The sequence below is a fragment of the Streptomyces meridianus genome, assembly GCF_023703325.1.
GTDB lineage: Bacteria > Actinomycetota > Actinomycetes > Streptomycetales > Streptomycetaceae > Streptomyces > Streptomyces meridianus.
Genome location: NZ_JAMQGM010000015.1, coordinates 18,706 through 30,698, shown reverse-complemented (window position 1 = coordinate 30,698; position 11,993 = coordinate 18,706). Strand labels below are relative to the sequence as shown.

Here is an 11,993-nt window from a genome sequence, read left to right as displayed (position 1 = left end):
CATGTGACCCGACGCCTGATGCTTCTCGACAGCGCCTCCTTGTATTTTCGCGCCTACTTCGGCGTGCCCGACTCGGTCAGGGCCCCGGACGGCACGCCGGTCAACGCGGTCCGCGGACTGCTCGACTTCATCGCCCGGCTCGTCCAGGACCACCGGCCCGACGAGCTGGTGGCCTGCATGGACGCCGACTGGCGGCCGCACTGGCGGGTGGCGCTGATCCCCACCTACAAGGCCCACCGGGTGGCCGAGGAGGCCTCCTCGGCCGTGGATGCGGACGTCGAGGAGGTACCCGACACTCTCTCCCCGCAGGTTCCGGTCATCGAGGACGTACTCGACGCGCTCGGCATCGCCCGGGTCGGGGCCGCGGGCTTCGAGGCCGACGACGTCATCGGCACGCTGACCGGCAGGGCCACCGGCCCGGTGGACATCGTCACCGGCGACCGGGACCTCTACCAGCTGGTGGACGACGGCCGCGGGGTCCGGGTGCTCTACCCCGTCAAGGGCGTCGGCACCCTGCAGATCGTCGACGAGCAGGTGCTGCGCGACAAGTACGGGGTCGACGGCCGCGGTTACGCCGATCTCGCCCTGCTCCGCGGAGACCCGAGCGACGGGCTGCCCGGGGTGCCGGGGATCGGTGAGAAGACCGCCGCCAAGCTGCTGGATGCCTACGGGGACCTTGCCGGGATCATGGCCGCGGTGGGCGACCCCGCGGCGAAGCTGACCCCGACACAGCGCAAGCGGCTCGACGGGGCGCGCGACTACCTCGCCGTGGCGCCGAAGGTGGTGCGGGTCGCCGACGACGTGCCGCTGCCGGAGTTCGAGCCCGCGCTGCCGACCGGTCCGCGGGACGCAGCGGCGCTGCGCTCGCTGGACGACCGGTGGGGCCTCGGTGGCTCGTTGCAGCGACTTCTCACGGTCCTGGCCGGCTGAACCCGCGACGCACCGCAGGGGCAGGACGCACCCGGTCGGCTCCCACCGGGCGCCGGGGCGGGCGACCGGCGCCCGGTGCGGTCCGTCACCCGACGGACGAGTAGGCGACCACGCCGCGCAGCAGGCCGTCGACGGCCCGGCGGGCGTTGCGCCGCACCGTCGTTTCCTCGGGAGCGGCCTCGGCGATCTGACCGAGTACGTCGATCACCTGCTTGCACCAGCGCACGAAGTCCCCGGCGGGCATCTCCGCCTCGCGCAGGACTTCGTCGAGGCCGTGCCCGGAGGCCCAGCGGTGGACCGACCAGGCGAAGCCCAGATCGGGTTCGCGCTGTCCCACTCCCTCCGCCTGGCTGATGCCGTGCTCCTCTTCCTTCGCGTCCAGCCGCGCCCAGATGTGGACCATCTCGCCGAGCGCCCGCTTCGCCTCGCCGGACGGCAGCTTGGGAGGCAGGGCGTCGTCCGCGGCACGTGCCTCGTAGACGAGCGCCGACGCGCAGGCGGCCAGATCGGCGGGCTTGAGTCCCTCCCACACTCCCTCGCGCAGGCACTCCGAAGCGAGCAGGTCGAGCTCCCCGTAGAGGCGGGCCAGGCGGCGGCCGTCGTCCGTGACCTCGTCGCGATGCAGATAGCCGAGGTCCGACAGCAGGGCGTACACCCGGTCGAAGGTCCGGGCGATGGTGTTCGTACGGCCCGCAATGCGTCGCTCCAGCTGACGCGTGTCCTTCCGGAGCCGCTGGTAGCGCTCGGCCCATCGCGCGTGGTCCTCGCGGTCCTCGCAACCGTGACAGGGGTGGGCCCGGATCGCCGTCCGCAGCCGGGCGATCTCGTGGTCGTCGGCGGCCGGCGACCGCTTCTTGCGGTGCTTGTCCGGCGGGATGTGCCCGGCCTTCGTCCTCAGCGCGGAGGCCAGATCGCGGCGGGACTGGGGGCTCCGGGCGTTGAAGGTCCGCGGGATCCGCATCCGCTGCAGCGACTCCACCGGCACCGGGAAGTCGATCTGGGCCAGCCTCTTGACCTGCCGCTCGGCGGTGAGCACCAGCGGGCGCGGCCCGTCGTGATGGTCGAAACCGCGGTGCGAGTTGGACCGTCCGGCCGGCAGGCCCGGGTCCAGCACCAGGGCCAGACCCGCGTACTTGCCCGAGGGGACGTGGATGACGTCCCCCGGCTTCAGCTTCTCGAGGGACGCGGCGGCCGCGGCACGGCGCTGGGCGGCTCCCTCCCTGGCGAGTTCCGTCTCCCGGTCCTTGAGGTCCCGGCGCAGGCGGGCGTACTCGTCGAAGTCGCCGAGGTGACAGGTCATCGACTCCCGGTAGCCCTCGAGGCCTTCCTCGTTCTTCTGCACCTGCCGGGAGATGCCGACCACCGACCGGTCGGCCTGGAACTGGGCGAAGGATGTCTCGAGGAGCTCGCGGGAGCGGTGCCTGCCGAACTGCGAGACCAGGTTGACGGCCATGTTGTAGGAGGGCTTGAACGAGGAGCGCAGCGGGTACGTCCGGGTGCCCGCCAGTCCCGCCAGCGCACCCGGGTCCATGGCCCGCTGCCACAGCACGACCGCGTGGCCCTCGACGTCGATGCCGCGCCGCCCGGCGCGGCCGGTCAACTGGGTGTACTCGCCGGGGGTGATGTCGGCGTGCTGCTCGCCGTTCCACTTGACCAGCTTCTCCAGCACCACCGAGCGGGCGGGCATGTTGATGCCCAGGGCCAGCGTCTCGGTGGCGAACACCGCCTTGACCAGGCCGCGGACGAACAGCTCCTCGACGACTTCCTTGAACGCCGGGAGCATGCCCGCGTGGTGGGCGGCGATCCCGCGTTCCAGCGCCTCCAGCCACTCGAAGTAGCCCAGGACGTGCAGGTCCTCGTCGGGAATGACGGCGGTGCGCCGTTCGACGAGGGCCCGCACCTCTGCGCGCCCCGCGTCGTCGTTGAGGCGCAGCCCCGCGTAAAGGCACTGCTGCACGGCGGCCTCGCAGCCCGCCCGGCTGAAGATGAAGGTGATGGCGGGCAGCAGGCCTTCGGAGTCGAGCCGCTCGATGACCTCGACCCGGCTGGGGGTCCAGATGCGGCTGCGCTGCCGGCGCTCCCGCTCCCGGTCCGCATCCCGCCGGTTGTCGCGGCCCCGGCGGTAGCGGTCCTTCGGATGGACCGTGCGCTGGTTCTCCATCCGTGCCAGCCGGACGAGGTCGGGGTTGACCTCGCGCCTGCCGGCCCCGCCGGCGTCCCGCTCCTCGAAGAGGTCGTACATCCGCCGTCCGGCCAGGACGTGCTGCCACAGCGGTACCGGCCGGTGCTCGGAGACGATCACCTCGGTGTCGCCGCGCACGGTGTCGAGCCAGTCCCCGAACTCCTCGGCGTTGGAGACGGTCGCGGACAGCGAGACGAGGGTGACGGAGTCGGGGAGGTGGATGATGACCTCCTCCCACACGGCCCCCCGGAACCGGTCGGAAAGGTAGTGGACCTCGTCCATCACCACATAGCCGAGATTGGCCAGCGACTGCGAGCCCGCGTACAGCATGTTCCGCAGCACCTCGGTGGTCATCACGATCACCGGGGCATCGCCGTTGACACTGTTGTCACCGGTCAGCAGGCCGACCTTGTCGGCGCCGTAACGTTTGACCAGGTCGTTGTACTTCTGGTTCGACAGGGCCTTGATCGGCGTCGTGTAGAAGCACTTGCGGCCCTGGGCGAGGGCCAGGTGAACGGCGAACTCGCCCACGATGGTCTTGCCGGACCCCGTCGGGGCCGCGACCAGCACGCCCTTCCCGGCCTCGAGGGCCTGGCATGCCTCGATCTGGAAGGGGTCCAGGTCGAAGTCGTAGAGCTGCCGGAAGGGACGGAGGGCCGTGGCCTCCTCGACGGCCCGGATCCGGGCGGCGGCATAGCGTTCGGCTGGGGACATGTCCTCGGTCATCGTGTCTACGAGCCTACCGGCCGCCCCTGACAGTGACGCGATCTTTACCCGAAGCCCGGCCCGGGCCCTTCGTGGCCGGTCAGGGCACCACGACCCGCACCGCTGCGGGCACTGCCTCGGCCGTCAGCGGCAGCGGTCCCACCCGTTCGCCGTCCGCGTATCCGGTGATCCCGTCCGCCTCGAGGCTCACCTTCGCCGCCCGGTGGACCGTGACCGCAGGGTGGGACAGGTGCGTGCCTCGGTAGACCCGCGGGAACACCTTGAGCAGGGTGGTCCGGCTGCACTCACCGACCACCGTGATGTCGAAGAGACCGTCGTCGAGCTGCGCATCGGCGCAGATCCGCATGCCACCGCCGTAGGAGGGGCCGTTGCCGACGGCCACGAGCGTCGCCTCGATCTCCTGTACCGGACCGTCGTCCAGCCGGATGCGGTACGGGATGGGGCGCAGATCGGCGAGTTCGAGGAGCATGGCCACGTCGTAGCGCAGCCGCCCGGTGGGCCAGCGCATCCGGTTGCCGCGATCGTTGACCCGCGAGTCGAACCCGGAGGCCAGGACGGTGCCGAACCACCGGTCCCCGGACCGTCCGAGGTCGACGCTCCGGATGCGGCTGCCCTTGAGCGATTCGGCGATCAGTCGTCCTGCGGCTGCGGGGTCCCGGACCGGGAGACCGTTGTAACGGGCGAAGTCGTTTCCCGTGCCGACGGCCACCACTCCGAGGGGGGTGTCCGTGCCGGCCAGAGCCTGCAGGGCAAGGGAGACCATGCCGTCCCCGCCGACGGCTATCAGCGCGCCGGTGCCGCCGGCCACGGCCTCGCGGGCACGGCCGAGTGCGGCGTCGGCGTCCTCACCGACGACGGTGCGGACGGCGAAACCCGCCTCGCGGAGGGCGCCGGCGGCGGGCTGCGCGGCGTGAGCGCCGCGTCCTCGGCCCGCGGTGGGATTGACGAAAAGGGTGATCTCGCTGGTCACGCCGGGACTCTACTCGGCATCCCTGTCGCGTTGAAGAGCCGGGACGACTCCGATGCCGCACCGCGCGGATGCTCCCGTCCCACACCTCCCGAGGCGTCCCGGATGACCCGGCCGGAAGATCCTTCGGGCCGGGGTCCGGGGAGCCCGGTCCGGGCGATCAGGTGGCGTCGTCGTAACCGCTGCGAGGCGCGATCTGCGGGGCCTCGGCGGTCATCTGCTCCGGCAGCGCCCGCCGGGTGGTCGAGGCGAGCAGCTGGGCGTCACCGACCGGCTCGGGTGCCAGATCGAGCGGCGCGGCCTCGTCGTCGTCCAGCTCGGCGTCCGGGTCGCCGGAACGCCGTCGCCGGTCGTTGAGCAGGGAGAACCCGACCGCGAGGAAGTAGAGCAGGACGATCGGTCCCGCGAGGGCGAACATGCCGACCGGATCGGTGGTCGGGGTCGCGACGGCGCCGAAAACGAAGACGCCCATGACCACACCGCGCCACCATCCCAGCATGCGCCGGCCCGAGACGATGCCCGCCATGTTCATCATGACGAGGATCAGCGGCAGTTCGAAGGCGATACCGAAGACGAGCACCATGCGTACGACGAAGTCGAGGATGTCGTCCAGTTGCAGGATGTTGGCAGAGCTGTCCGGGGTGATCTGCAGCAGCACGCGCATGCTGATCGGCATGATCAGGTAGGCGAGGTAGGCGCCGCCGGCGAACAGCGGCACCGCGGAGGCCACGAAGGCGTAGGTGTAGCGCTTCTCGTTGCGGTGCAGTCCGGGCGCGATGAACGCCCACAGCTGGTACAGCCAGATCGGGCTCGAGACGATGATGCCCGCCATCAGACTCACCTTGACAGTGGTGGTGAAGGGCGAGAGCAGGGTGTTGAACGCGACCACGGCGCAGCTGCCGCCGGTGCTCTGGCCGAGCCCCTTCGTGCACTTGGGCACCGGGGCGGACAGGAAGGACATGATGTCCTCGCTGTAGAACACGGCAACGACGGTGACCACGATGATGCCGAGCATCGCCTTGGCCAGCCTGTTCCTCAGTTCGCGCAGGTGGTCCGCGAGCGGCATCCGCCCCTCGGGGTCCTTCTCCTCATTGCGGGCGGACTTGAGCAACCCACGTCCCCATCTCGTGCGGCGGCACCGAAGGCCGCCTGGTCGGCTGCGGTCAGCGCTGCGTCGTACGGTCGCTCGGTTCGGACACCGGGCGGGAGCTGCTCGCGTCACCGGGGGACGCCTGGATCGTGCGGTGCGTCTCCTTGTCCGCGGGCGGGTCGGCCGGGGCGGACGCGGAGTCCTTGCCCTCGGACTTCATCGCCTTGGCCTCGCTCTTGAGGATGCGTGCCGACTTGCCCAGCGAACGGGCCATGTCGGGAAGCTTCTTGGCGCCGAACAACAGCACGATGACGACGAGGATGAGAATGATCTCGGGGGCGCCGAGCCTGCCGAACATAAGAGTTTCCTTCTCACCGAGGCGGCATGGGTGGGCTGGCCTTCCGGACGCTCCCGGTCGGCACACTGGCTGCGATCCTAACGCGCACGAGGTGAACCCCGGGCAACCCCTGGATGTCCTCCCCGCCGGCGACCCCTGTCTCTCTGTCGGAGCCGCTTGCAGCAGCGTACCCCCCGGATCTCCGCCGACGGGAGGCCCTGGCGGGTCCGGGGCCGGAGGGCCCCTCAGCGCCGGCGCAGGGAGTCCGCGCTCGCCGCGAGCGGCCCCGCCGCCCGCTCGAGGTCCTCGGCCGCCCGGATGATCTGCTGTGAGCTGCTGGCGAGCTGACCGGACAGACGGCGCACTTCGACGAAGACCCGGACCGCGAGCACACCGAGGACCGCGATTCCGCAGAAGGCGAGGGTGAGGGCGAGCATGGGCCACAGCATGGGACGAGCCTATGCCCTGCCCGACTGCCCGGGTCCGCCGGGCGCGCCCGCCCCTCACGAGCGGTCCCTCACAGCGGGGTGTGCAGGCGCAGGGTGCGCACCCCGCCCCCGGTGAGCAGCTCCACGACCCTCTCCCCAGCCGGTTTGCGCACCGCTGCGCCGCAGTCCGGGCAGGTGAACGAGTAGAAGGTGGTGCGGCGGCTGGCGCCGATGGCGAGCCGGAACGCGTCCGAAGGGAGCTCGAAGGCGGCCCGGCAGTCCGGGCAGGCAGCTCTGAAGCGCACCGCCGCCGGCGTCACGACTCGTTCCCCTTCACTCGCCGTACGCCTCGAGGGCTGTCCGTGCGGCCTCCTGGGCACTCGCCGCCAGGCCGGGCGGGGAGACGATCCGGCCGTCCGGACCGAGTCGCAGGGCCAGGCGGCGCAGCGAGGCGGGGTCGGGGGTGCGCAGGGTGATCCGCAGGCCGCCGTCGGGCAGTTCCTCGGCGCTGTCGTGCGGGTAGTACTCGGCGACCCAGCGTCCGCCCGGTCCCACCTCGATGACGACCTCGGGATCCTCGGCCGCGGGCTGCACGAGTCCTTCCGAGAGGTCGCGCAGTTCGACGGGCGGGGGGTCGGCGGGGGCGTCCAGCAGCCTGATCTCGGCGACCCGGTCGAGCCGGAAGGTCCGCCGGGCCTCGGAGAGCCGGCACCAGGCCTCCATGTAGGTGTGGCCCACGGCGAACAGCCGGATGGGGTCCACCTCACGCTCGGTCAGCTCGTCACGGGCCGGCGAGTAGTAGCGCAGCCACAGGCGCCGGCGCTCGGCGATGGCACGGTCGACGTCGGCGAAAACGCCGCCCTCGGACTCGAAGGTGACGGAGACCCGGGAGCTCGCTCCCGCCACCTCCCCCGCGGCCGCCTCCAGCTTGGCCGTCGCCCGCACAAGGGCCTGCCGGTCACTGTCGCGCAGGCCCGGCAGGGTGGCGACCGCGCGGGCCGCGACCAGCAGTGCAGTCGCCTCGTCCGCGGCGAGCCGGAGCGGCGAGGCCACGTCGTCGGGGTTGTGCCACCAGATCCGGTCGCCGTCGGTGTCGATGTCGAGGAGGTCACCGCCGCGGAAGCTGGTGCCGCACATCGGGAGCACGTCGAGGTCGGCGATGAGCTGGTCCTCGGTGATGCCGAAGGCCCGGGCGACGTCGGACACCCGGGCGCCGGGGCGCTCTCTCAGGTACGTCACCAGGGACAGCATCCGGCGGGTCTGGTCGATCGCGTTGCCGGCCATGAAAAGTTTCCGGTTCCTCTCAGCCCTTGGCCACGGCGCGCAGCCGCTCCAGCACGTCGGCACGCAACTCCGCCGGGGCGAGCACGACCACGTCGGGGCCGAACTCCGCCAGCCAGGCGCCGAGCCCGTGGCCGTAGGGGACCTCCAGCTCGTCCCAGCCCTCCCCGGCTGCGCGGGTGCTGCAAGCCCGGGCGCGCAGCGGGTATCCGGCACCGGCCCGGATCCGGATCCTCGCCCGGCTCGTGGCGTTCTCGCCCGCCCAGCTCTCGACCGTTTCGCGGACGGTGACGTGGTCGGGGATCTCGGCGGTGAAGGCGGCCGAACGGGAGCGGACCCGGCCGGTGATCCGCGAGAGCCGGAAGACGCGTTCGGCCCTGCGTTCCCGGTCCCAGCCGGCGAGGTACCAGTGGCCGCGCCAGCACTCGAGCGTCCACGGTTCGACGTGCCGGCTCTCGGGGTGCGCCGCGTTGGCCTTGCGGTAGTCGAAGACGACCGGGCGCCGGTCGCGGCAGGCCAGCATCAGCGGCTCGAAGGCCGCTTCCCGGGCCGGTATCCGCGGTTCCAGCGCGCTCTGGCCCTCGTAGGCGTCCTCGGCCACGGGCATTCCGGCGGCCCGCAGTTTCTGCAGCGCACCGTTGGCGGCCCCGGCGAGCCGGGCCTGCTGCCAGACCTTGGCCGCGAGGCCGAGCGCCGCCGCCTCCTCGGCGTCCAGGGAGACCGGAGGCAGCCGGTTGCTGTCACGGCGCGCGAGATAGCCGGTCTCTCCGTCGAGGTTGTCGACGGTCTCGATGACGAGTCCGAGCTCGCGCAGATCGTCCTTGTCGCGCTCGAACATGCGGTTGAACGACTCGTCGTTCGCGGGAGTGCCGCCCCCCGCCCCCTCGACGTAGGCCTCGATCGATGCCCGCAGTTCACGCTTGCTCAGCGGTCGCCGGGTCCCCAGCAGGCACAGCGCCAGATTCATCAGCCGCTCGGCCTTGGCAATCGCCATCGACGCTCGTTCTCCTCTTCGTCCCCTCCACCCCTGACTGCTGAACCTACCGCCCCGGGGGCCTGGGGCAAAGCCTGGACCGGACGACGTGGGGCCCGTGCCGGACGGCACGGGCCCCACGTTCATGCGCTGCCGGGAATCAGACCGACACCAGGTCGCAGACGAAGATCAGCGTCTCGCCGGGCTTGATCCGGCCGCCTGCACCGCGGTCGCCGTACGCCAGGTGCGCCGGGATCGTGAGCTGGCGGCGTCCGCCGACCTTCATGCCCTGCACACCCTGGTCCCAACCGGAGATGACCTGGCCGACACCCAGCTGGAAGCGGAGCGGGGTGCCGCGGTTCCAGCTCGCGTCGAACTCCTCGCCGGTGCTGAACGCCACGCCGACGTAGTGGACGGCGACGGTGTCACCGGCCTTGGCGACAGGACCGTCGCCCTCCCAGATGTCCTTGATCTCCAGTTCCGCCGGCGGTTCGCCGCCCGGGAAGTCGACCTCGGGCTTCTCGATGCTCACTGAATTGCTCCTCTGTAGTGCTGGGCAACCGGGACAGTCTTACAGAACCGCCAGGATGTCGACGGAGAAGACCAGCGTGGAGTTCGCCGGAATGCCCTGCTTCTCCTGCTTCCCGTAGCCCAGGTCCGGCGGGACGACGATCACAACCCGGCTGCCCGCCTTCTTCCCGGTCAGTCCCTGCGACCAGCCCTTGACGACCTGCTGCAGGGAGAACTGGGCGAGCTGGCCCCGCTTGTAGGTGGAGTCGAACTCCTTGCCGTTGTCCCAGAGCACGCCCTTGTACTGGACGAGCACCCCGTCGCTCTTCTTCACCTCGGCGCCGTCGCCCTCGATGACGTACTCCGACACGAGCTTCTTCGGCGGGTCCTGCTTCGGGACCTCGATCGAGGGGGCCTTGCCGTCGGTGTCGGTGCCGACCTTCGGCACGGCGGCGTCGGTCTGCGGCACGTCCTTGCCCTTGGCCGAGCTCTTGCCATTGAAGGAGCCGACGATGTCGACGACGAAGACGAGCGTGTCCTTGCCCTTGATGCCAGCCTGGGGGTTGCCCTGGGGCCCGTAGCCGAGCGCCGGCGGGATGGCCATCTCCACCCGGCTGCCGATCTTCTTCCCGACCAGGGCGCGGTCCCAGCCGGGGATGACCTGGCCGACGCCGATCGGGAAGACGGCGGGCTTGCCGCGGTCGTAGGAGTTGTCGAAGACCTTGGCGGTCGTCCAGATCTGCCCCAGGTAGTCGGCCTGGAGGAAGTCGCCCTTCGTGATCTTGTCGCCCTTGCCCTGGATGAGCGTCTTCACCGCGAGGTCCTTGCTGGGCTCACCCGGCCCCTTGGCCACGGTCGGCTTCTCGCCGAGCTTCTTCCCGCCGGTCACCTTCGGCAGCGGACCGTTCACGATCTTGGCCGAAGGAGTGGCGGACTGCGACGGGGTCTTGCTGCTGGACGACTTGTCGGTCTTGTCGTCACCGCACCCCGCGAGCGTGAGCAGACCGGCAGGCACGGCAAGGAGTACGGAGCGTCGGCGCACGGGATTCCTCAGTTCGCGTCAGGTTGTTGTCGGAGATCGACACTGTACGGCGTGCGAGGCACCGGAGCTGCCGAGTAAGGCACCGGACGCGTGCGGAGGCTCCGTGAAGCACAGGTGGGCGGCCGGTTCCCCGGCCGCCCACCTGTGCTGCGCCGGCTACATGCCGGCGATGAGCTTCTCCACCCGGTCGTCGACGGAACGGAACGGGTCCTTGCACAACACGGTCCGCTGCGCCTGGTCGTTGAGCTTGAGGTGCACCCAGTCGACCGTGAAGTCGCGTCGCTGCTCCTGGGCACGGCGGATGAAGTCCCCGCGAAGCCGGGCGCGTGTGGTCTGCGGGGGCACGGACTTCCCCTCGAAGATCTTCACGTCGTCGCAGACGCGCGCCGCCTGCCCCCGCTTCTCGAGGAGGTAGTAGAGACCACGACGCCGGTGGATGTCGTGGTACGCGAGGTCTATCTGGGCGATCCGCGGGTGTGACATGGTGATGTTGTTCTTCGCCCGGTAGCGCTCGACGAGCTGGTACTTCATCACCCAGTCGATCTCGGTGCCGATCTTGTCCAGGTCCTGCGTCCTGATCGCGTCGAGAGCCCGTCCCCACAGTTCGAGGATCCGCTCGACAGTGCCTGTCCGGATACCGCGGCGCTCGCAGAAGTCGACGGCCTTCTCGTAGTACTCCTGCTGCACCTCCAGGGCGGAGGCTTCCCTCCCGCTGGCCAGGCGCACCTTGCGCTGGCCGGTGATGTCGTGGCTGACCTCGCGGATGGCCCGGATGGGGTTCTCCAGGGTCAGGTCCCGCATCACGGTGCCCGCCTCGATCATGCGCAGCACCAGGTCGGTCGCGCCGACCTTGAGCAGCATGGTCGTCTCGGACATGTTCGAGTCGCCGACGATGACGTGCAGACGCCGGTAGCGCTCGGCGTCCGCGTGCGGCTCGTCCCGCGTGTTGATGATCGGGCGGGACCGGGTGGTGGCCGAGCTGACACCCTCCCAGATGTGCTCGGCACGCTGGCTCACGCAGTAGACGGCCCCGCGCGGGGTCTGCAGCACCTTTCCCGCGCCGCAGATCAGCTGACGGGTGACGAGGAACGGGATGAGGATGTCCGCGAGGCGGGAGAACTCACCGTGCCGGGCCACGAGATAGTTCTCGTGGCATCCGTAGGAGTTTCCCGCCGAATCGGTGTTGTTCTTGAAGAGGTAGACGTCGCCCGCGATTCCTTCCTCGTGCAGGCGGCGTTCGGCGTCGACGAGCAGGCCCTCGAGGATGCGCTCCCCGGCTTTGTCGTGGGTGACCAGTTCGGTCACGTTGTCGCACTCGGGAGTTGCGTATTCCGGATGCGATCCCACATCGAGATAGAGGCGGGCGCCGTTGCGCAGAAACACATTGCTGCTGCGGCCCCAGGAAACGACACGGCGGAAGAGGTAGCGCGCCACTTCGTCAGGTGACAGTCGGCGCTGTCCCCTGAACGTGCACGTGACGCCGTACTCGTTCTCCAGCCCGAAAATGCGGCGGTCCATGACTGAACA

At 70.4% G+C, this 11,993-nt stretch carries 12 protein-coding genes; 1 reads left to right on the top strand and 11 read right to left on the bottom strand.

All coding sequences use genetic code 11. The annotated features are described in order from the left end of the window. Positions 1–18: 18 nt before the first annotated feature. Complete coding sequence (locus tag M1E25_RS06690) at positions 19–930, top strand: 5'-3' exonuclease (protein WP_251411369.1); 912 nt, start codon at positions 19–21, stop codon at positions 928–930. 85 nt (positions 931–1,015) lie between these two features. On the opposite strand, the gene M1E25_RS06685 is transcribed toward M1E25_RS06690, so the two are convergent. From M1E25_RS06685 to pafA, 11 genes are all read right to left on the bottom strand, one after another. Then, positions 1,016–3,838: a DEAD/DEAH box helicase gene (locus M1E25_RS06685; RefSeq protein WP_251411161.1), complete on the bottom strand. Its 2,823-nt coding sequence runs from the start codon at positions 3,836–3,838 to the stop codon at positions 1,016–1,018. A gap of 79 nt (positions 3,839–3,917) precedes the next feature. Continuing rightward, positions 3,918–4,808: a diacylglycerol kinase gene (locus M1E25_RS06680; protein ID WP_251411159.1), complete on the bottom strand. Its 891-nt coding sequence runs from the start codon at positions 4,806–4,808 to the stop codon at positions 3,918–3,920. Between the two features lie 157 nt (positions 4,809–4,965). After that, positions 4,966–5,871, bottom strand: a complete 906-nt coding sequence (gene tatC / locus M1E25_RS06675; RefSeq protein ID WP_251411366.1) for a twin-arginine translocase subunit TatC — start codon at positions 5,869–5,871, stop codon at positions 4,966–4,968. A 97-nt stretch (positions 5,872–5,968) separates the two neighbouring features. Continuing rightward, a complete protein-coding gene (gene tatA, locus M1E25_RS06670) occupies positions 5,969–6,253 on the bottom strand; it encodes a Sec-independent protein translocase subunit TatA (protein WP_251411156.1) in 285 nt (94 codons plus the stop codon). Positions 6,254–6,477: 224 nt separating this feature from the next. Further along, positions 6,478–6,681 (bottom strand): hypothetical protein, encoded by a 204-nt coding sequence (locus M1E25_RS06665; RefSeq protein ID WP_251411151.1) that lies wholly within the window; start codon positions 6,679–6,681, stop codon positions 6,478–6,480. A 68-nt stretch (positions 6,682–6,749) separates the two neighbouring features. Beyond that, complete coding sequence (locus M1E25_RS06660) at positions 6,750–6,980, bottom strand: CpXC domain-containing protein (RefSeq protein WP_251411148.1); 231 nt, start codon at positions 6,978–6,980, stop codon at positions 6,750–6,752. Between the two features lie 13 nt (positions 6,981–6,993). Next, positions 6,994–7,944 carry a helix-turn-helix transcriptional regulator gene (locus tag M1E25_RS06655; protein WP_251411145.1) on the bottom strand — a complete coding sequence of 317 codons (951 nt, stop codon included), beginning with the start codon at positions 7,942–7,944 and terminating at the stop codon, positions 6,994–6,996. A gap of 19 nt (positions 7,945–7,963) precedes the next feature. Next, positions 7,964–8,935 carry a helix-turn-helix transcriptional regulator gene (locus M1E25_RS06650; protein WP_251411142.1) on the bottom strand — a complete coding sequence of 324 codons (972 nt, stop codon included), beginning with the start codon at positions 8,933–8,935 and terminating at the stop codon, positions 7,964–7,966. 139 nt (positions 8,936–9,074) lie between these two features. Continuing rightward, the gene (locus tag M1E25_RS06645; protein ID WP_251411139.1) at positions 9,075–9,446 is read right to left on the bottom strand and encodes an FKBP-type peptidyl-prolyl cis-trans isomerase; all 372 of its coding nucleotides are present in this window, start codon (positions 9,444–9,446) and stop codon (positions 9,075–9,077) included. A gap of 39 nt (positions 9,447–9,485) precedes the next feature. Next, positions 9,486–10,466, bottom strand: a complete 981-nt coding sequence (locus M1E25_RS06640) for an FKBP-type peptidyl-prolyl cis-trans isomerase (RefSeq protein ID WP_251411136.1) — start codon at positions 10,464–10,466, stop codon at positions 9,486–9,488. Between the two features lie 156 nt (positions 10,467–10,622). Next, positions 10,623–11,984: a Pup--protein ligase gene (pafA, locus tag M1E25_RS06635; protein ID WP_251411133.1), complete on the bottom strand. Its 1,362-nt coding sequence runs from the start codon at positions 11,982–11,984 to the stop codon at positions 10,623–10,625. Positions 11,985–11,993 lie beyond the last annotated feature (9 nt).

What these genes read in the sequence shown, in the direction of transcription:
- M1E25_RS06685 (WP_251411161.1), bottom strand. Translation starts at nt 3,838, where the DNA reads ATGACCGAGGACATGTCCCCAGCCGAACGCTATGCCGCCGCCCGGATC.
- M1E25_RS06650 (WP_251411142.1), bottom strand. Translation starts at nt 8,935, where the DNA reads ATGGCGATTGCCAAGGCCGAGCGGCTGATGAATCTGGCGCTGTGCCTG.
- M1E25_RS06690 (WP_251411369.1), top strand. Translation starts at nt 19, where the DNA reads ATGCTTCTCGACAGCGCCTCCTTGTATTTTCGCGCCTACTTCGGCGTG.
- M1E25_RS06655 (WP_251411145.1), bottom strand. Translation starts at nt 7,944, where the DNA reads ATGGCCGGCAACGCGATCGACCAGACCCGCCGGATGCTGTCCCTGGTG.
- tatA (WP_251411156.1), bottom strand. Translation starts at nt 6,253, where the DNA reads ATGTTCGGCAGGCTCGGCGCCCCCGAGATCATTCTCATCCTCGTCGTC.
- M1E25_RS06665 (WP_251411151.1), bottom strand. Translation starts at nt 6,681, where the DNA reads ATGCTGTGGCCCATGCTCGCCCTCACCCTCGCCTTCTGCGGAATCGCG.
- tatC (WP_251411366.1), bottom strand. Translation starts at nt 5,871, where the DNA reads ATGCCGCTCGCGGACCACCTGCGCGAACTGAGGAACAGGCTGGCCAAG.
- pafA (WP_251411133.1), bottom strand. Translation starts at nt 11,984, where the DNA reads ATGGACCGCCGCATTTTCGGGCTGGAGAACGAGTACGGCGTCACGTGC.